This is a genomic window from uncultured Serinicoccus sp., assembly GCF_947500995.1.
GTDB lineage: Bacteria > Actinomycetota > Actinomycetes > Actinomycetales > Dermatophilaceae > Ornithinicoccus.
In genome coordinates this window covers 132,072-151,119 of record NZ_CANMUA010000007.1, presented here as the reverse complement: position 1 = coordinate 151,119, position 19,048 = coordinate 132,072, and the positions used below count along the sequence as shown (strand labels likewise).

Sequence of the window (19,048 nt, the reverse complement as noted above, 5' to 3'; positions counted from 1 at the left end):
CACGCCCCTCCGGGTTCACCCGGAGGGGCGTGGTCGTCGGTGTGCGGGGTGGTCCGCGGCGCAGCCCGGAGGTGCGGGCGGTTCAGCGTCGGTGGGGGCGGGCGGAGTCGACCTGCTCGTAGTAGGCCACGCGCTCCTCCTCGGTCATGCCGCCCCAGACGCCGTAGGGCTCACGGACGGCGAGCGCGTGGGTGCGGCACTGCTCCAGGACGGGGCAGCTCGCGCAGACCTGCTTGGCGCGCTCGTCGCGGCGGCGACGTGCCGGACCGCGCTCCCCCTCGGGGTGGAAGAAGACCTCGGGACTGGTGGTACGACAGGCCCCCTCGAACTGCCACTCCCACAGATCTGCCACCGGTCCAGGCTGATGAACGGCCTCGGCCACGCGTTTCCTCCTCTCGAGGGCGGTGCCCGATCCCGCCAGCCCGCCCCGTCAGGGGCCGAGATCACCAGGGGTCCGGGCGTGACGAGTACCTCGTCGTCCCGTCACTCTACGTCGTGCGCGGCGCACGGCATAGCCGCGGGTGCCGCGCGGTGGGGCGATCGCGGACCCGCCTAGAATGCCGCCATGAGCGCTGGTGACCTCGAGGGCCCCCCCGACCCGTTCGCCCGGCTCGGGCTGACCTACGACGACGTCCTGCTCCTCCCGGGCGAGACCGACATGTCCCCGGACCAGATCGACACGAGCAGCCGTCTCACCAGGGAGATCTCGCTCCGCCTGCCCCTGGTGTCGGCCGCGATGGACACCGTCACCGAGGCGCGGATGGCGATCGCCATGGCCCGCCAGGGCGGGATCGGCATCCTGCACCGCAACCTGTCGGTCGAGGACCAGGCCCTCCAGGTCGACCTGGTCAAGCGCACCCAGACCGGCCGCATCACCAACCCGGTCACCATCGCCCCCGGGGCCACGCTCGAGGACCTGGACCGCATCTGCGGGCAGTACCGCGTCTCCGGGCTCCCGGTCGTCGACGAGCGGGGCATCCTCATGGGCATCTGCACCAACCGGGACCTGCGGTTCACCCCCGTCGCCGAGTGGGACCGCACCCTGGTCAGCGACGTCATGACCCCGATGCCGCTGGTGACCGCACCGGCCGACGTGTCGCGGGAGGAGGCCACCGCGATCCTGCGCGCGCACAAGCGCGAGCGGCTCCCGCTGGTGGACGAGGCGGGCCGGCTGTCGGGCCTCATCACGGTCAAGGACTTCGTCAAGAGCGAGCAGTTCCCGCACGCCTCCAAGGACGGCGACGGCCGGCTGCTGGTGGGGGCCGCCATCGGCTACTTCGGGGACTCCTGGGAGCGGGCCACCACGCTGGTCGAGGCGGGGGTCGACGTCCTCGTCGCCGACACCGCGCACGGTCACGTGCGTCTGCTGCTCGACATGGTCGCCCGGTTGAAGCAGGACCCGGCCACCCGACACGTGCAGGTCGTCGGCGGCAACGTCGCGACCGGGGCGGGCGCCCAGGCCTTCGTCGACGCGGGTGCAGACGCCGTGAAGGTGGGCGTGGGCCCCGGGGCGATCTGCACCACCCGGGTGGTGACCGGCGTGGGGGTGCCGCAGCTGTCCGCGGTGCACGAGGCGGCCCAGGTGTGCGGGCCGGCCGGGGTCCCGGTCATCGCCGACGGGGGCATGAAGTACTCCGGCGACATCCCCAAGGCCCTGGTCGCCGGCGCCGAGGCGGTGATGATGGGTTCCATGCTCGCGGGCTGCGAGGAGAGCCCGGGCGAGCTGATCTTCGTCAACGGCAAGCAGTTCAAGAGCTACCGGGGGATGGGGTCGCTGGCCGCGATGAGCTCACGGGGCAAGACCTCGTTCTCCAAGGACCGCTACTTCCAGGCCGAGGTCACGAGCGACGACCAGCTGGTGCCCGAGGGCGTGGAGGGCAAGGTGGCCTACCGCGGGGCGGCGGGCGCCGTGGTCCACCAGATGGCCGGCGGACTGCGCCAGGCGATGTTCTACGTCGGCGCCCGCACGGTTCCCGAGCTGCGGTCCCGGGGGCGGTTCGTGCGGATCACCCAGGCCAGCCTGCAGGAGTCGCACCCGCACGACATCGAGATGACCGCGCAGGCGCCGAACTACGGCTGAGCAGCAGGCGGGCGCGTGGCGCGGGACGGGAGCACCCGCCCCGGACGGTAGCCTGACGTGGTGAGCGAGATCGAGATCGGACGAGGCAAACGGGGCCGCCGCGCCTACTCCTTCGACGACGTCGCCGTCGTCCCCTCCCGCCGCACCAGGGACCCCGAGGACGTGTCGATCACCTGGCAGATCGACGCCTACCACTTCGACCTCCCGATCCTCGCGGCTCCCATGGACTCGGTCGTGTCGCCGGAGACCGCGATCGCGCTGGGGCGCCTCGGCGGCCTCGGCGTGCTCGACCTGGAGGGGCTCTGGACCCGCTACGACGACCCCTCGGCACGGCTGGCCGAGATCGCCGGGCTCGACGGCGAGGCGGCGACGGCCCGGATGCGCGAGCTGTATGCCGCACCGATCCGCCCCGAGCTCATCACCGCCCGGCTGCGCGAGGTCCGGGAGGCCGGGGTCACCGTCGCCGGTGCCCTGTCGCCGCAGCGCACCCAGCAGTACTGGAAGGCGGTCGTGGACGCCGGTGTCGACCTCTTCGTCATCCGCGGCACGACGGTGTCGGCCGAGCACGTGTCCAGCCAGGCCGAGCCGCTCAACCTCAAGCGGTTCATCTACGAGCTCGACGTCCCGGTCATCGTCGGCGGCGCGGGCACCTACACCGCGGCGCTGCACCTCATGCGCACCGGCGCGGCCGGCGTGCTCGTCGGCTTCGGTGGCGGGTCGACGCACCGGACGCGCACCGCCCTGGGGATCCACGCGCCCTCGGCGACCGCCATCGCCGACGTCGCGGCCGCGCGCCGGGACTACCTCGACGAGTCCGGCGGGCGCTACGTCCACGTCATCTCCGACGGGGGCACCAGCGTGTCCGGCGAGATCGTCAAGGCGGTGGCCTGCGGCGCGGACGCCGTCATGCTCGGGGCGGCGCTGGCGAGGGCGCAGGAGGCACCCGGCGCCGGCTACCACTGGGGCAGCGAGGCGCACCACCCCGAGCTCCCCCGGGGCGAGAAGGTGCACGTCGGGACGGTGGGCACCCTCGAGGAGGTCCTCGTGGGACCGGCCCGCACGGCGGACGGCACGACCAACATGATGGGCGCCCTGCGGCGCGCCATGGCGACGACCGGATATACCGAGCTCAAGGAGTTCCAGCGCGTGGATGTGGTGGTGGCGCCCTATGGCGAACGATGACCAGGGGCCCGGGACCGACGGACGCGCTCGTCCGGCCGGGGTGCCCGAGGTGAGCGTCAGCAAGGACCCGGTGCACGTGCGGCGCCGCCGGCTGGCCGCCGGCGCGCTGCTGGGAGCGGTCCTGCTCGGCGGCTGGGGCATGGCCCAGGTGCTCGGCGGAGACGACTCCTCGGCCGGACAGGGCGAGTCCGTGGCCGGCCCGACGGAGGCCACCGCGCCGCAGCAGGGCGCGGCAGAGGGCGAGGGCTCCGGTGCCGACGACGCGGGCGCGGAGCAGGAGGAGCCCGCCGCGGACGCGGAGAGCTCCGAGGAGTCGTCCGCCGAGGACACCCCTGCCGAGGACACCACCGACCCGGCGGGTGAGGAGGGCGAGGCCGACCAGGTGTGGCAGCGCGAGCCCGCCCCGGCCGAGCACCCGAGCGACACCACGGCGCTGGAGCAGGTGGACTACCTCACCGGCGGGCTCACGCCCAAGTCGGTCATGGCGTCCGGGCACGGCCTGATGATCGCCAACAACATGATGTACTCGCACACCTCGACCGTCTTCGACAGCACCACCCGGGAGCAGGTCGAGGTGCTGGAGGACGGCGTCGACCTCGCGGCCTTCGGGATCGAGGGGCACCCCGGGGTGTCCCAGGGCTCCCCGGTCGAGGCGGTGTGGACCGAGGACGGCCGCTACGCCTACGTCTCCCAGTACACGATGTACGGGCAGAACTTCGGCGTCGAGGGCTTCGACGCGTGCACCAGGGACAGCGGCGTCGGCCCCTCCTTCGTCTACCGCTTCGACGCCCAGGAGATGGCGTGGGACCAGGTCTTCCAGGTGGGGGCGGTCCCGAAGTACCTCGCGCTCAGCCCGGACCAGCGCACCCTGCTCGTCAGCAACTGGTGCGACGCCACGCTGAGCGTCGTCGACACCGAGAAGGGCGAGGAGACCGGGACCGTCGAGCTGGCGGCCGCGCCGCGCGGGCTGGCGATCATGCCGGACAACCGCACGGTCTACGCCGTGGCGATGTATGCCGACGAGCTCTACAAGGTGGACCTGGCCGAGGGCACCGCGGAGGTGGTCATGCAGACGCCGTCCCGGCCGCGCCACCTCAACCTCGCCGACGAGGGGCGGACCCTCTACCTCACCACGAGCGGCGGCAACGCCATCCTCAAGATGGACACCGCCACCGACGAGGTGGTCGACGAGGCCGCGCCGGGGGCGGAGCCGCGCAGCGTGGCCCTGAGCCCGGACGAGAAGGCGCTCTACGTCGTCAACTACGACGAGGCGAGCGTGTCCAAGATCCGGACCTCGGACATGGAGGTCATCGACACCGTCGGCGTGGACGCCAACCCGATCGGCATCGACTACGACCCGGTCACCCACACCGTCTGGGTGGCCTGCTACGGCGGGTCGATCTACGTCTTCGACGACCAGGACAGCCTGCTCTGACACCCAGGAGCACCACCTACCCTGGTGGGGTGATCCGCACCGCCCTCAGACCAGCCTGGCTGGCGCTGCTCGCGCTGCTCGTGGTGGTCGTGGTGACCTTCTACCAGCTCGGTATGTGGCAGCTCGGCGTGAGCTCGAGCGCCGCCTCGCGGGAGTTCGCGGCCGAGCAGGCGGCCCGGCCAACGGTGCCGCTCGCGGAGGCGCTGAGCCCCCAGACCACGTTCCCCGACGACGGCGCGGGACGCTCGGTCCTGGTGACCGGCAGCTACCTGCCCGAGCAGCAGTTCCTCGTGCCGCGGCGGCTGCTGGAGGGCGAGGAGGGCTACTGGGTGGTGACGCCCGTCGAGGTCGAGGACACCGGGGCGCTGCTGCCGGTGGTGCGCGGCTTCGTCACCGACCCGCAGCAGGCGGACCTGCCCGCCCGGACCCCCGTCGAGGTGACCGGCACCCTGGCTCCCGGCGAGGCCCCGGGGCCGAGCGGCCTGCCGGAGGGCCAGCGGGGCTCGATCGACACTGCCGAGCTCGTCAACGACTGGGACGCCCCGATCTACGACGCCTTCGTGTTCCTCGTTTCGGAGCAGCCGGCCCTCACCGGCGCGGCCGTCGAGCCGGTCCCCCCGCCGACCTTCGGCGAGTCCGGGGTCCTCTGGCGCAACGTCGGCTACGGCCTGCAGTGGTTCGTCTTCGCCGGCTTCGCGGTCTACATGTACCTCCGCTTCCTGCTCGACGCGTCCCGGCGGCAGCCGGCCCCGCCGGAGGCCGCACCCGCACCCACGACCCCCGCCCCGCCCGTGAAGGAGCTCCGTCCATGACCCCCCGCGCCAAGCTGCTGTTCTTCCGCGTGATGGCCTTCGTCGTCGGCGTGGGACTGCTCCTGCTGGTCGCGCACATGGTGCTGCGCTACGGCTTCGGCAACCACGCCCTGGCCTGGTGGCCCTCCCCGCACGGGTGGGTCTACATGGTCTACCTCGTGGCGACCGCGCTGCTGGGGTTCCAGCTGCGCTGGGGCCTGGGCCGGATGGTGGGGGTGATGCTGGCCGGCTGCGTGCCCTTCCTGTCCTTCTGGGTGGAGCACCGCGTGGCCCGGCAGGCCCTGGCCCAGATCGAGGGCGACGAGGCCTCCGGGACCGCCGCCGGTAGGGTGACGGCGTGACTCCGGCCCCCCCTCTGGACGCCCGCCCGGTCCTCGTCGTCGACTTCGGCGCGCAGTACGCCCAGCTCATCGCCCGACGGGTGCGTGAGGCCGACTGCTACAGCGAGATCGTGCCGCACACCATGCCGGCCGAGCAGATGCTCGCCCGGGACCCAGCCGCCATCATCCTCTCCGGCGGGCCCGCCTCGGTGTATGCCGAGGGCGCCCCCGCCCTGGAGACCGCGGTGGTGACGGCTGGGGTGCCCGTGCTGGGCATCTGCTACGGATTCCAGGCCATGGCCCAGGCCCTGGGCGGCACGGTGGAGCGCACCGGGCGCCGCGAGTACGGCCAGAGCGACGCCACCGTCGCCGGGCCCCCGAGCACGCTCTTCGCCGACCAGCCCGACCAGCAGGTGGTCTGGATGTCGCACGGCGACGCCGTCACGGCGGCCCCCCAGGGGTGCGCGGTCACGGCCCGGACCGCGGGGGCGCCGGTGGCGGCCTTCGAGGACGACGAGCGCCGGCTCTACGGCGTCCAGTGGCACCCCGAGGTGCTGCACTCCACCTACGGGCAGCAGGTGCTGCGCAACTTCCTCACCCGGGGCGCCGGGATCACGCCCGCCTGGACCAGCGGGAACGTCGCCGACCAGCTCGTCGAGCAGGTGCGGGAGCAGATCGGGTCCGACCGCGTCATCTGCGGGCTGTCCGGCGGTGTCGACTCCTCGGTCGCCGCCGCCTTGGTCCAGCGGGCCGTCGGTGACCAGCTGACGTGCGTCTTCGTCGACCACGGGCTGCTGCGCGAGGGGGAGGCCGAGCAGGTCGAGACCGACTTCGTGGCGGCGACCGGCGTGGACCTCGTCGTCGTCGACGCCCGGCAGCGCTTCCTCGACGCCCTGGCGGGGGTGACCGACCCGGAGGCCAAGCGCAAGGTCATCGGCCGGGAGTTCATCCGGGTGTTCGAGCAGGCCGCCCGCGACGTGGTCCGGGCCCACCAGGGCGGCTCCGGCGACGCGGACGGCGACGCGGGCGACACCGGGGGGGAGCATCCCGTGCGCTGGCTCGTGCAGGGCACGCTCTACCCCGACGTCGTCGAGTCCGGCGGCGGCACGGGCGCCGCCAACATCAAGAGCCACCACAACGTCGGCGGCCTGCCGGAGGACCTGCAGTTCTCGCTCGTGGAGCCGCTGCGCACGCTCTTCAAGGACGAGGTGCGCCAGGTCGGCCTGGAGCTGGGGGTGCCCGAGGGCATCGTCTGGCGGCAGCCGTTCCCCGGGCCGGGTCTCGGGATCCGCATCATCGGCGAGGTGACCGCTGACCGGCTCTCGATCCTGCGTCGGGCCGACGCCATCGCCCGGGAGGAGCTCACCGCCGCCGGCCTGGACCGGGAGATCTGGCAGTGCCCCGTGGTCCTGCTCGCGGACGTGCGCTCCGTCGGCGTCCAGGGCGACGGCCGCACCTACGGCCACCCCGTGGTGCTGCGTCCCGTGTCCTCCGAGGACGCCATGACGGCGGACTGGACCCGGCTGCCCTACGACGTGCTCGCCCGCATCTCCTCGCGGGTCACCAACGAGGTGGAGGAGATCAACCGGGTCACCCTGGACGTCACGAGCAAGCCCCCGGGGACGATCGAGTGGGAGTGAGGACCAGCCTGGCCCTGGCGGCAGGCAAGGGGACCCGCGCCCTGTCCCGGCTCCGGGGCGGGGGGTCGGCGCTGCCGGGACTCGTGACCGAGCGTCTCGACCCGGCCGTGCTGCGGCATACCCTCGGCGCGCTGCCGCAGGGAGTGGTCGTGGTGAGCGGCACCAACGGCAAGACGACGACCACCAAGATGCTCGTGGCCCTGCTGCGCGCGCACGACCTGCGGGTCTTCACCAACCCCACCGGCTCCAACTTCACCCGGGGGGTCATCTCCTCCCTCCTGGGCGAGGTGGGGCTCTCGGGCCGCCTGGACGCCGACGTGGCGGTGGTGGAGCTGGACGAGGCGCACGCGCTGCACTTCAGCGCGCAGGTGCCGCCGACCCACTCCCTGCTGCTCAACGTCGCGCGGGACCAGCTGGACAGGTTCGCCGAGATCGACCACACCGCGCGGCTGCTGACCACGCTGGCCGAGCAGACGACCGACGGGGTCGTCCTCAACGCCGACGACTCCTTCGTCTCCCGGATCCGCGGGCACGTCGGCGACGGGGTGCAGGTGCGGTGGTTCGGGGTCGACCCCAGCATCGCGGACCGGCTGCCCGAGCTGCAGGAGGCCGACGTCCGCTTCGAGGACGCGGAGCCGGCCCGGGAGCCGGGTCCCGGGGACGCGCTGCTGCTGCCCGAGGAGGACGGTCAGGCCTTCACCGTCCGGTTCGTGGGCGACCCGGAGGAGGCCGTCGGTCCGCTGACCCTGCGCCAGCGGGGTCTCGCCGCCATGATCAACGCCACCGCCGCCACGGCCACCGCCCGCCACCTGCTCGGTCCGTCCTTCTCGGCACCGACGGCCGCCCGCGCCCTGGCGGCCGTCGCCCCGCCGTTCGGCCGGGGCGAGGTCATCGACGTCGACGGCGCCCCCCTGGAGCTGGTCCTGGTGAAGAACCCGGCCGGGTTCACCGTGGCGCTCGGCACCTACGGCACCGAGCCGGTCGCCACGATGGTCGCGATCAACGACAACTACGCCGACGGGCGCGACGTGTCCTGGCTCTACGACGTGTCCTTCGACTCCCTCCGCGAGCGCGGGGTGGCGCTGACGTCCGGGGTCCGGGCGTGGGACATGGCGCTGCGCCTGCGCTACGACGGCGTCGAGGTGGGCCACGTCGAGCAGGACCTCGACCTGGCCCTGGACCGGTTCCTCGAGGACCACCGGGGCCGGCCGACGCGCATCTTCTGCACCTACACCGCCATGATGCACCTGCGGCGCCGGCTGGCCGACCGCTTCGCCCTGGCGCGCTTCGGAGAGGACCCCGACGCATGAGCGAGGACCGGGGAGTGGCGCAGGCCCTGCCGGACGACGTCGCCGCCCTGGCCGACGTCCCCGCCGACAAGGGCGAGGTGCACGTCGTCCACCTCTACCCGCGCGAGATGAGCATCTACGGCGACCTCGGCAACACCCGGTGCCTCGCCGCCCGCCTGCGCTGGCACGGCTACCGCCCGGTGGTGCACGACCACCACCCCGGGGCGCCGTGGCCCGAGCGCGCCGACATCATCCTCGGGGGCGGCGGGCAGGACAGCGGTCAGGTCCGGGTCACCGAGGACCTGGCGCGCCACGCGGACCGCCTGCGCGAGCTCGCCCTGGACGGCCTGCCCATGCTCATGATCTGCGGGATGTACCAGCTCTTCGGCGAGGCCTTCATCACCGTGGAGGGTCAGCGGCTGCCGGGCCTGGGCATCCTCGACGTCACCACCCGGGGCAACGCCACCCGGATGATCGGTCCGGTGGTGCTCGACACCGACTTCGGCTCGGTCGTGGGCTACGAGAACCACTCCGGGTCCACGGTGCTGGGGGAGGGGCAGCAGCCGTTCGGACGGGTCCGGCACGGCCGCGGCAACAACGGCTCCGACGGGCACGAGGGAGCCCGGACGGGCAACGTCGTCGGGTCCTACCTGCACGGCCCGGTCCTGCCGGCGAACCCGGCCCTGGCGGACGGGCTGCTGGAGGTCGCCGCCCGGCGGGCCACCGGCGGATGGGCCCCGGCGGAGGTCGACGACACCGTGGCCGACCGAGCCCACCAGGCTCAGGTGCGCAGGCTGCTCGGCTCCTGAGCGGCGAGTCCGCTGCCGTTCATGCGGGCGGGGGAGAACCACCACGCGGCCCCGGCGGCCAGGCCGAAGGGCACGATGACCACGTGGGCGTAGATGGCGTAGAGGAGGGCGGTCGCGGACGCGGCGCCGGGGTCGCCACCGAGCAGCACGAGCAGCCCTGCCGTCCCGACCTCGGTGACGCCGAGGCCCCCCGGTGTGACGGCCACCACGGTGAGGAACTGGCGGAAGGTGTAGGCGCAGACCAGCTCGGCCAGCGGCAGGTCCAGACCGACCACGCGGGCGGCATACCAGTAGAGCCCGAAGAGCAGCACGAACTGGCCGGTCATCCCCAGGGTCATGGTCACGCCGCTGGTGCGCACCACGTCGGCGACCCGCCGGCGCTGGTCGGTCAGCAGCAGGTCCAGCGGAGGGCGGCCCGGGCGCGCGGGCAGGAGCCGGGCCAGCAGCGGACGGCCGAGGGAGGCCAGGGCGTCCGCCACCCGGTCCGAGAGGACGACCAGGCTCGCGAGCAGCACCAGGGCGGTGCCCGCGGCGACCGCCACCCAGCCACCGCGGACCACCACCTCCGGGGCGGCGATGGGCCCTGCGACGAGGACCAGGCACCCGATGACCGGGAGCGCGACCCGCGCGAGGATGTTCCAGAGGCCCACCACGGCGACGCTGGAGGAGAGGGCCCGCCGGGCGAACCCCCAGGAGCGGAGCATGAGGACCATGAGCCCCACCCCGAGCGCACCGCCGAGCGGCAGCAGGTTGGCGGCGGTCGCGGACACGGCGTTGACCTTGAGCGCCTGCAGGTGGCCCAGGCCGGGCAACGACCCCATGAGCACCCAGGTGTAGCTGAACAGGCCCCCCAGGAGCAGCGCGGCCATGACGACCGCGGTGCCCGGGCGGATGCGGCCGAGCTGGGCGCCGATCTGCGCCCACGAGGTGTCGAGGAAGTACGGCAGCCCGACCGCGATGAGCAGCACGGCCACCGTGGTGCCGAGCACCGAGGCGACCGCGTCCCTCCAGGTCAGTCGACGCAGCGCGGGTTCACGGTCCGCCACACTCACGTCTGTCCCCGGGTCATGCCCTTCATGCTGGCAGACTCCCGGTCCGGCGCCGGGTGCGACACGGCACGGGCTCCCCGTGCCGACAGCAGCCACCACAGGCCGGCGGCCGGCAGCACGAGCGGGATGAAGAGATAGCCCTGACCGTAGTGGCTCCACACCGTCTGGTCCGGGAACATCGAGGGGGCGAGGTAGCTCCAGGTCCCGACCGCGAGGACCCCGGCCAGCTCGACGCTGAGCGCCACCAGGCTCACCCACCACGCGGCGCGCCCGCGCAGGGACAGGGAGACCAGCGCCACGACGTAGACGACCGCGGCGACCGCGGACAGCGAGTACGCGAGGGGCGCCTGGTCGAACCGGGTGGAGATCTGCGCCGCCGAGCGGGAGACGGTCCCGATGACGAAGACGAGGTAGAGCGCGAGGATGACGCGGCCCGGGCCGTGCCGGCGGTCTCCCGAGTCGGCCGTGACGCGGCTCATGCGACCATCCCGACGCCGTACCAGATCTGCGCGCTGCGCGCGGCCATCACGGCGACGGTGAAGGCGGCGACCGCCAGCACGAAGGTGCTCCACCGGGTGGGCTCCTGCTGGGCCCACACCAGGGCGAGGGCGGGGAGCATGAGGATGGTCACCAGGTAGGCCCAGAGCTCCCAGCCCGGCCCGACCGGGTCCGCCCCGCCCAGCTGGCGCCCGAGGTAGCTCGCGCAGTAGGCGACCACCCCGGCCTGCAGCAGCAGGGTCAGCCCGACGGTCACCCGCCCGGGGGACCTGCCGTTCAGCCCGGCGAGGAGGCAGACGAGCGCGATGGCCAGGCCTCCCACCAGCACGGCGAGGGTCGGGGGGTCGAGGTATGCCGAGGAGCCGGTCGTCACGGCAGGCACCGGCGGCACGGTCGACGGGAGGTCACGCCACCAGGGTAGGGCTCGCGGTTGTGGACGACCTGGGTGGGCACGTCAGGGCGGCTGCCTAGGATGGGTGACGATGAGCGGCCTCTTCGACCACCTCCCCTTCGACGACCCGGTCCCCTCGATGAGCGCGGCCGCGGCCAGCGGGCACGCGGACCCGCACCGGGACGACGGGTCCGTGGACGACCGTGGGGTGCCCGCCTGGGCCGTGTCCGGCGACGCGCCGGCGACCGGGAGGGGAGCGGGTCGCGGCCCCTCCGGACCCACCGTCGAGGAGCTGCTCGCCGGGCTCAACGGGCCCCAGGCGGAGGCGGTGCGCCACGAGGGCAGCCCGCTGCTCATCGTGGCCGGTGCGGGGTCGGGCAAGACCCGGGTGCTCACCCACCGGATCGCCTACCTGCTGGGCGAGCGGCACGTCCACCCCGGACAGATCCTGGCGATCACCTTCACCAACAAGGCGGCGGCCGAGATGCGCGAGCGCGTCGAGGCGCTCGTCGGTCCCCGGGCCAAGGCGATGTGGGTCTCGACCTTCCACTCCGCGTGCGTGCGCATCCTGCGCCGCGAGGCCCAGACCGCCGGGCTGCGCAGCTCGTTCTCCATCTACGACGCGGCCGACAGCCAGCGCCTCATGGGCATGGTCATCCGTGACCTCGACCTGGACCCGAAGCGCTACCCGGCCCGGGCCTTCCTGGCCAAGGTCTCGAACGCCAAGAACGAGCTCATCGACGAGGAGGCCTTCGCCGCCACCGTCGGCGCCAACAGCTACGAGGCCAAGGTGGCCGAGGCCTACGCGATGTACCAGCGGCGGCTCCGTGCGGCCAACGCCCTGGACTTCGACGACATCATCTCCACCACGGTCCACCTGCTGCGCGCCTTCCCGGCCGTGCGCGAGCACTACCGGAGACGCTTCCGGCACGTCATGGTCGACGAGTACCAGGACACCAACCACGCCCAGTACGCCCTGGTCCGCGAGCTCGTCGGGTTCGCCGGGGACATCGTCGACGGGGGCAGCCGGGAGCTGCCGCCGGCCGAGCTGTGCGTCGTCGGTGACGCCGACCAGTCGATCTACGCCTTCCGGGGCGCGACCATCCGCAACATCGTCGAGTTCGAGCAGGACTACCCGCAGGCCCGCACCATCCTGCTCGAGCAGAACTACCGCTCCACCAGCACCATCCTCACCGCGGCCAACGCCGTCATCGCCCGCAACCCGCGGCGCCGCGACAAGCGCCTGTGGACCGACCAGGGGGAGGGCCACCGGATCGTCGGCTACGTCGCCGACAGCGAGCACGACGAGGCCTCCTTCGTGGCCCGTCGCATCGACGAGCTCGCCGACGAGCGCGGCGTCCGACCTGGTGACGTCGCGGTGTTCTACCGCACCAACGCCCAGTCCCGGGCCCTGGAGGAGGTCCTGGTCCGCACCGGGCTGCCCTACAAGGTCGTCGGGGGCACCCGCTTCTACGAGCGCCGGGAGGTCAAGGACGCCCTGGCCTACCTGCGGGTCATCGCCAACCCCGCCGACGACGTCAACCTCAGGCGCATCCTCAACACGCCCAAGCGGGGCATCGGGGACCGGGCGGTGGCCGCCGTCACGGCGCTGGCCGAGCGGGAGCGCATCCCCTTCGTCGCCGCCCTGGGCCGGGCCGGTGACGCGCCGGGCATCGCCTCGCGCTCGGTCGCCGCGATCTCCGGCTTCACGGCGCTGCTCGAGGAGCTCGGTGACCTCGCCGCCGAGGAAGGGTCGGGGATCGGCGCGCTGCTGGAGGCGATCCTGGACCGCACCGGCTACCTCGCCGAGCTCCGCGCCAGCCACGACCCCCAGGACGAGACGCGGGTGGAGAACCTCACCGAGCTCGTCACCGTCGCCCGCGAGTTCGACGACAACTACCCGGAGGGTGGGCTGGTCGACTTCCTCGAGCAGGTCTCGTTGGTCGCGGACGCCGACGAGATCCCCGAGGGCGAGGCGGGACGCGGGGAGGACCAGGGCGTCGTCACGCTGATGACGCTGCACACCGCCAAGGGCCTGGAGTTCCCGGTCGTCTTCCTCACCGGTCTCGAGGACGGCACGTTCCCCCACCAGCGCAGCCTCGACGACCCCGACGAGCTCGAGGAGGAGCGACGGCTGGCCTACGTCGGGATCACCCGGGCGCGGGAGCAGCTGCACCTGTCCCGGGCCGGCAGCCGGGCGGCCTTCGGGGCGCCCCAGTGGTTCCCCGCCTCCCGCTTCCTCGACGAGATCCCCGAGGACCTCGTCACGTGGGAGCGCACCGACGCCGACCGGATGAGCATGGGCGGTCGCCGGTCGGCCGCCGAGGGGATGGGCCTGAGCTGGTCTGGCGGGTATGCCGGGGGCCGCGGAGGGCAGTCCGGCGGACGTCCGGCGTCCGTGCGCCTCGACCCGCGGGGCAGCGTGCCGAGGCGCGACCGCACCCCGGAGCAGGAGACCGAGCTGGCCGGGCTGGCCGCCGGCGACAAGGTCAGCCACGACAGCTTCGGCATGGGCACGGTGGTGCTCGTCGAGGGCACCGGCAAGCACGCGATGGCGCACGTGGACTTCGGCGAGGCCGGCCTCAAGCGGCTGCTGGTGCGCGTGGCTCCGCTGGTCAAGCTCTGAGACGCCCTGCGATAGTCTGCCTCGCAGTGCCGCCGACGGCGCCTTCTGCGTGCGGTCGTGCGGTGACCACCGGCAGGTCGGAGCTCCTCCGGCCCTCATCGACAGACGGGAACCGCAACTGTGGATCTGTTCGAGTACCAGGCACGTGACCTCTTCGAGAAGCACGGGGTACCCGTGCTCGCGGCCGAGGTCGTCACCGACGCGGCCGACGCCGGTCCGGCGGCCGAGCGCGTCGGCGCCGACAGCGGCGGGGTCGTGGTCGTCAAGGCCCAGGTGAAGGTCGGGGGGCGCGGCAAGGCCGGTGGCGTCAAGCTCGCCAAGAGCCCGCAGGAGGCCGTGGAGGCCGCCGAGCAGATCCTCGGCATGGACATCAAGGGCCACACCGTCGGTGCCGTGATGATCGCCCAGGGGGCCAGGATCGCCGAGGAGTACTACTTCTCCCTCCTCCTGGACCGCACCAACCGCTCGCTGCTCGCCATGTGCAGCAAGGAGGGCGGGGTCGACATCGAGACCCTCGCCGAGGAACGGCCGGAGGCCCTGGCCCGGGTGGCCGTCGACGCCCGGACCGGCATCGACGACGCCACCGCCCGCCACATCCTCGAGCAGGCCGGCTTCGACACCGCCGACGTGGACGCCATCGCGCCCGCCCTCGTCCGCCTGTGGGACGTCTACCAGGGCGAGGACGCGACCCTCGTCGAGGTCAACCCGATGGTGAAGACCGAGGACGGCCAGGTGCTGGCCCTCGACGGCAAGGTCACCCTGGACGACAACGCCGACTTCCGGCACGAGGACCACGCAGCGCTCGCCGACACCGCGGCCGCCGACCCGCTGGAGGCCAAGGCCAAGGAGATGGGCCTCAACTACGTCAAGCTGGACGGCAACGTGGGCATCATCGGCAACGGCGCCGGGCTGGTCATGTCGACCCTCGACGTGGTGGCCTACGCCGGCGAGGAGCACACCGGCGGGCGGGCCAAGCCGGCCAACTTCCTCGACATCGGTGGAGGTGCCTCGGCCGAGGTCATGTCCAACGGTCTCGACGTCATCCTGAACGACGACCAGGTGAGGTCGGTCTTCGTCAACGTCTTCGGCGGGATCACCGCCTGCGACGCGGTCGCCACCGGCATCGTCTCGGCGCTGGAGATCCTCGGGGACGAGGCCACCAAGCCTCTCGTCGTCCGGCTCGACGGCAACAACGTCGAGGAGGGGCGCGCCATCCTCGCCCGGGCCGACCACCCGCTGGTGACCATCGAGGACACCATGGACGGCGCCGCCCGGCGGGCCGCCGAGCTGGCCGCGAACTGACCCTGACGACACGACATACCGAAGGAATCTAGAGACCACCATGGCGATCTTCCTCACCCACGACTCCCACGTCATCGTCCAGGGCATGACCGGCTCGGAGGGCATGAAGCACACCCAGCGCATGCTGCGCTCGGGCACCCAGGTCGTCGGCGGCGTCAACCCGCGCAAGGCCGGGCAGACCGTCGACTTCGAGGACGGCGTGCAGGTGCCGGTCTTCGGCTCCGTCGCCGAGGCGATGGAGGCCACCGGCGCCGACGTGTCCGTCCTCTTCGTGCCGCCGGCCTTCACCAAGGCGGCGGTCGTCGAGGCGGTGGACGCGGGCATGCCGCTGGCCGTCGTCATCACCGAGGGCGTGCCCGTGCAGGACACGGCGGAGTTCTTCGCCTACGCCCAGGCCAAGGGCACCACGCGCATCATCGGCCCCAACTGCCCCGGGCTCATCAGCCCCGAGCAGTCCAACGCCGGCATCATCCCGGCCGACATCACCGGCCCCGGCCGGATCGGTCTGGTGTCCAAGTCGGGCACGCTGACCTACCAGATGATGTACGAGCTGCGCGAGATCGGCTTCTCCACCGCCGTCGGCATCGGTGGTGACCCCATCATCGGGACCACGCACATCGACTGCCTCCAGGCCTTCCAGGACGACCCGGACACCGACGCCATCGTCATGATCGGGGAGATCGGGGGAGACGCCGAGGAGCGGGCCGCCGACTACATCAAGGAGCACGTCACCAAGCCGGTGGTCGGCTACGTCGCCGGCTTCACGGCGCCGGAGGGCAAGACGATGGGCCACGCCGGTGCCATCGTCAGCGGGTCCTCGGGCACGGCCGCGGCCAAGAAGGAGGCCCTGGAGGCCGCCGGGGTGAGGGTCGGCAAGACCCCGTCCGAGACCGCCGAGCTCATGCGGGAGATCGTCGCGGGTCTGGGCTGAGCCCCGGGCGCCCGCCGGTCCGACCGGACTGCCCCGGTCGGACCGGCGCGCCTCCCGACGCCGCCGCCCGCCGTCCCCGACGATGGTGGGGATGACTGTGGTGGAGCGCACGAGCGGCAGAAGGTCCCCGGAGGCGGCGCGCGAGGGTGTGCCCGGGCGGGGGCCCGTGCTGACCGTCCGCCGGCTCGGTGAACTGCTCGGCGCCGCGACGGCCGGCGTCGTCTGCGTGCTGGTCGGCCTGCTCGTCGTGGTCCTGCCCACGGTCCTGGCCTGGGTCGTCGAGGAGCGCAGCACGGCGACGTTCTGGCAGACGGTCGGCGTGGGGGTCGACGTCTGGGCGCTCGCGCACCGGGCGAGCATCAGCACCCCCGCGGCGGAGGTGGTCCTGGCGCCGCTGCTGCTCACCCTGCTCTTCCTCGGGCTCTGCTCGTATGCCGCGCGCCAGGTCGTCCTGAGCCGGCACCACCTCACCGCGCGGGTCCCGCGGATCGGCGGGTGGCGGACGGCGTGGAGCGCGCTGGGGGGTTCCGACGGCACGGCCTTCGTCATCGGCTACCTCCTCACCGGACTGCTCGTCGCCCACACCGCGAGCTTCGGTCTCGCCCCGGTGCGGCTGCTCACGCTCGTCCCCGGCGCCGTGCTCGTGCCGCTGGTGGCCCTCGGGCTGGTGTGGCTGGGGGAGCACCGTCGGGAGGAGCACCCCACCGTCGGGGCCGGGTTGGCCTTCCTCGAGGCGCGCACGCCGGTCCTGGTGCGACGCGCCCTCCCGCCGGTCGCCGAGGTCCTCGTCGGGCTGGTCACCGTCGCCCTCCTCCTCGTGCTGGGGCTGCTCGTGCTGCGGGGGGAGCGCATCGTCACCCTCTACGGCTCCCTGGACGCCGGGCTGGTCGGCACGTCGCTGCTCACGGTCGGCCAGCTGCTGGCGCTGCCCAACCTCATGGTGTGGGCGCTGGCCTGGATGACCGGGTCGGGGGTCACCGTCGGCACCGTGCACGTGGGCTGGACCGACACCACCGCGGGCGACCTGCCCATGCTGCCGGTGCTCGGCGCGCTGCCCGAGCCGGGAGCCATGCCGCCGGGGATGTGGGCGCTGGCGCTGGTCCCGCTGGTCGCCGGGGGCTGGATCGGCTACCGGGCCGTCGGCTCGGCCTCCCGGTTGGCCTCCTGGTGGACGAAGGCGCAGATCATGCTGGCCTCCTGCGTGGCGGTCGCGGGCGTCGTCCTGGTGCTGTCCTGGTTGGCGACCGGTGGCCTCACCCCAGGTCTGCTGGGAACCGTCGGCGTGGAGCCGTGGCGGGTGTCCGGGATGCTGCTGCTCGAGCTGGCCGCGGGCGGCCTGGTCGTCGTCACCGCGCTGCACCTGAGCCGGCGCCGGCTCCGGAGCCGCCGGTGAGCCCGGCCGGTCACCCGTGAGCGGGCTGCCGCGACCCCGCGTGCTGGCCCTCGTCTCGGGGAGCGGCACCCTCCTGGAGGCGGTGCTCGAGGCGTGCGCCGACCCCGCCTACGCGCTGGACGTGGTGGCCGTGGGCGCCGACCGCGACGGGATCGAGGGGTTGGCGCGGGCGCGCCGGCGCGGTCTGCCGACCTTCGTCGAGCCGGTCACCGCCCACCCGGACCGGGAGGCCTGGGACGTCGCGCTGGCCGGACGGATCGCTGCCCACCACCCCGACCTCGTGCTCAGCGCGGGGTTCATGCGGATCCTGGGCCCGGCCGTGCTGGCCGGGCACCGGGTCGTCAACACCCACCCTGCGCTGCTGCCTTCGTTCCCCGGGGCGCACGCGGTCCGCGACGCCCTCGCCCACGGCGTGCGGGTCAGCGGGTGCACGCTCCACGAGGTCGACGCCGGCGTCGACACCGGTCGGATCCTCGACCAGCGCGCCGTGAGGGTCCTGCCCGGCGACACCGAGGAGAGCCTGCACGAGCGGATCAAGGTGGCCGAGCGGGAGATGCTCGTCGCGGCCCTACCCGGGCTGGCGCGCGTGCACCCGCTCGATGACGCCTAGCGTCGTCCGCTGCGACTCCACCACCCGCAGGCCGAGGGCGGCCAGGTGGGCCGCGGGGCGGCGCCCCAGGTGCTCGCCGGCCAGCGGCACCGTGGCCGCGTCCAGGAGCGCCTGCGGCGCCCGCACCCACCAGCGGTCGGAGGCCACGTGGTCGGCCAGCAGCAGCGACCCGCCGGGTCGCAGCACGCGGACCATCTCCGCCAGCGCGGACCCGAGGTCGGGCACGCAGCACAGGGTGAAGGTGGAGACGACCGTGTCGACCGAGGCCTCGTCGACGGCGAGGGCACCGGCGTCGCCCAGCACGAAGGTCACGGGCAGGCCGAGCGCGGCCGCCCGCCGCCGGGCCTGCGCGAGCATGGGGGCGCTGCGCTCGAGGCACACGAGCTCGACGCCGGCCGGGTAGAACGGCAGGTTGGCCCCGGTCCCCACCCCGACCTCGAGCACCCGCCCGTGGGCGCGGCCCGCCACCCAGGGGCGGCTGGCGGCGAGGAAGCGGCGTTCCACGCCCGCCGACACCTCGTCGTAGCGGTCGGCGAGCCGGTCCCAGTGCCGGGCGTGCCGGGCGTGCCGTGCGTCCACGCACCGAACCTACCCGCCCGGGGGTGCGCCCGCGCGCGGGTAGAGTGGGGCCACACGACTGGCGCGGGTGGGACACCACCGGGGAGTGCACGCGTGGGTATC

At 73.4% G+C, this 19,048-nt stretch carries 18 protein-coding genes; 13 read left to right on the top strand and 5 right to left on the bottom strand.

From position 1 onward, the window contains the following. Positions 1-82 precede the first annotated feature (82 nt). Positions 83-352 carry a WhiB family transcriptional regulator gene (locus Q0967_RS12150; protein WP_298750581.1) on the bottom strand — a complete coding sequence of 90 codons (270 nt, stop codon included), beginning with the start codon at positions 350-352 and terminating at the stop codon, positions 83-85. A 213-nt stretch (positions 353-565) separates the two neighbouring features. On the opposite strand from Q0967_RS12150, the gene guaB reads away from it, so the two are divergent. The 8 genes from guaB to Q0967_RS12110 are packed head-to-tail and all read left to right on the top strand — an operon-like array spanning position 566 to position 9,567. After that, complete coding sequence (guaB, locus tag Q0967_RS12145) at positions 566-2,080, top strand: IMP dehydrogenase (protein ID WP_298750579.1); 1,515 nt, start codon at positions 566-568, stop codon at positions 2,078-2,080. A 57-nt stretch (positions 2,081-2,137) separates the two neighbouring features. Beyond that, entirely contained in the window at positions 2,138-3,262 is a 1,125-nt protein-coding gene (locus tag Q0967_RS12140; protein WP_298750578.1) for a GuaB3 family IMP dehydrogenase-related protein, read from the top strand. Between the two features lie 49 nt (positions 3,263-3,311). Beyond that, positions 3,312-4,697: a YncE family protein gene (locus Q0967_RS12135; RefSeq protein ID WP_298750576.1), complete on the top strand. Its 1,386-nt coding sequence runs from the start codon at positions 3,312-3,314 to the stop codon at positions 4,695-4,697. 29 nt (positions 4,698-4,726) lie between these two features. After that, positions 4,727-5,509, top strand: a complete 783-nt coding sequence (locus Q0967_RS12130) for an SURF1 family protein (protein WP_298750575.1) — start codon at positions 4,727-4,729, stop codon at positions 5,507-5,509. After that, entirely contained in the window at positions 5,506-5,850 is a 345-nt protein-coding gene (locus Q0967_RS12125) for a DUF3817 domain-containing protein (protein WP_298750573.1), read from the top strand. Before Q0967_RS12130 ends, Q0967_RS12125 begins: the two co-directional genes overlap by 4 nt. After that, positions 5,847-7,469 (top strand): glutamine-hydrolyzing GMP synthase, encoded by a 1,623-nt coding sequence (gene guaA / locus Q0967_RS12120; protein ID WP_298750571.1) that lies wholly within the window; start codon positions 5,847-5,849, stop codon positions 7,467-7,469. Before Q0967_RS12125 ends, guaA begins: the two co-directional genes overlap by 4 nt. Beyond that, entirely contained in the window at positions 7,466-8,779 is a 1,314-nt protein-coding gene (locus Q0967_RS12115) for a Mur ligase family protein (protein WP_298750569.1), read from the top strand. Before guaA ends, Q0967_RS12115 begins: the two co-directional genes overlap by 4 nt. Beyond that, positions 8,776-9,567, top strand: coding sequence for a type 1 glutamine amidotransferase (locus tag Q0967_RS12110; RefSeq protein ID WP_298750567.1), 792 nt, complete (start codon positions 8,776-8,778; stop codon positions 9,565-9,567). Before Q0967_RS12115 ends, Q0967_RS12110 begins: the two co-directional genes overlap by 4 nt. Here Q0967_RS12110 and Q0967_RS12105 read toward each other — a convergent pair. Genes Q0967_RS12105 through Q0967_RS12095 form a run of 3 tightly spaced genes read right to left on the bottom strand, consistent with a single transcriptional unit; the run spans position 9,540 to position 11,496 of the window. Beyond that, complete coding sequence (locus Q0967_RS12105; protein ID WP_298750565.1) at positions 9,540-10,619, bottom strand: lysylphosphatidylglycerol synthase transmembrane domain-containing protein; 1,080 nt, start codon at positions 10,617-10,619, stop codon at positions 9,540-9,542. The two genes, Q0967_RS12110 and Q0967_RS12105, sit on opposite strands and share 28 nt — an antisense overlap. After that, complete coding sequence (locus tag Q0967_RS12100; protein WP_298750563.1) at positions 10,616-11,095, bottom strand: hypothetical protein; 480 nt, start codon at positions 11,093-11,095, stop codon at positions 10,616-10,618. Before Q0967_RS12100 ends, Q0967_RS12105 begins: the two co-directional genes overlap by 4 nt. Next, positions 11,092-11,496, bottom strand: coding sequence for a hypothetical protein (locus Q0967_RS12095; RefSeq protein ID WP_298750560.1), 405 nt, complete (start codon positions 11,494-11,496; stop codon positions 11,092-11,094). Before Q0967_RS12095 ends, Q0967_RS12100 begins: the two co-directional genes overlap by 4 nt. Before the next feature lie 100 nt (positions 11,497-11,596). Here Q0967_RS12095 and pcrA point away from each other — a divergent pair, with 100 nt between their 5' ends. The 5 genes from pcrA to purN all read left to right on the top strand — a co-directional run bounded on the left by pcrA (position 11,597) and on the right by purN (position 18,367). Continuing rightward, a complete protein-coding gene (gene pcrA, locus Q0967_RS12090; protein WP_298750558.1) occupies positions 11,597-14,131 on the top strand; it encodes a DNA helicase PcrA in 2,535 nt (844 codons plus the stop codon). A gap of 120 nt (positions 14,132-14,251) precedes the next feature. After that, a complete protein-coding gene (sucC, locus tag Q0967_RS12085) occupies positions 14,252-15,433 on the top strand; it encodes an ADP-forming succinate--CoA ligase subunit beta (protein WP_298750556.1) in 1,182 nt (393 codons plus the stop codon). 40 nt (positions 15,434-15,473) lie between these two features. Next, complete coding sequence (sucD, locus tag Q0967_RS12080; RefSeq protein WP_298750554.1) at positions 15,474-16,364, top strand: succinate--CoA ligase subunit alpha; 891 nt, start codon at positions 15,474-15,476, stop codon at positions 16,362-16,364. A 91-nt stretch (positions 16,365-16,455) separates the two neighbouring features. After that, positions 16,456-17,757: a DUF6350 family protein gene (locus tag Q0967_RS12075; RefSeq protein WP_298750552.1), complete on the top strand. Its 1,302-nt coding sequence runs from the start codon at positions 16,456-16,458 to the stop codon at positions 17,755-17,757. 16 nt (positions 17,758-17,773) lie between these two features. After that, positions 17,774-18,367: a phosphoribosylglycinamide formyltransferase gene (purN, locus tag Q0967_RS12070; protein WP_298750550.1), complete on the top strand. Its 594-nt coding sequence runs from the start codon at positions 17,774-17,776 to the stop codon at positions 18,365-18,367. On the opposite strand, the gene Q0967_RS12065 is transcribed toward purN, so the two are convergent. Continuing rightward, positions 18,326-18,946 (bottom strand): class I SAM-dependent methyltransferase, encoded by a 621-nt coding sequence (locus tag Q0967_RS12065; protein ID WP_298750548.1) that lies wholly within the window; start codon positions 18,944-18,946, stop codon positions 18,326-18,328. The genes purN and Q0967_RS12065 overlap by 42 nt on opposite strands. Positions 18,947-19,048 lie beyond the last annotated feature (102 nt).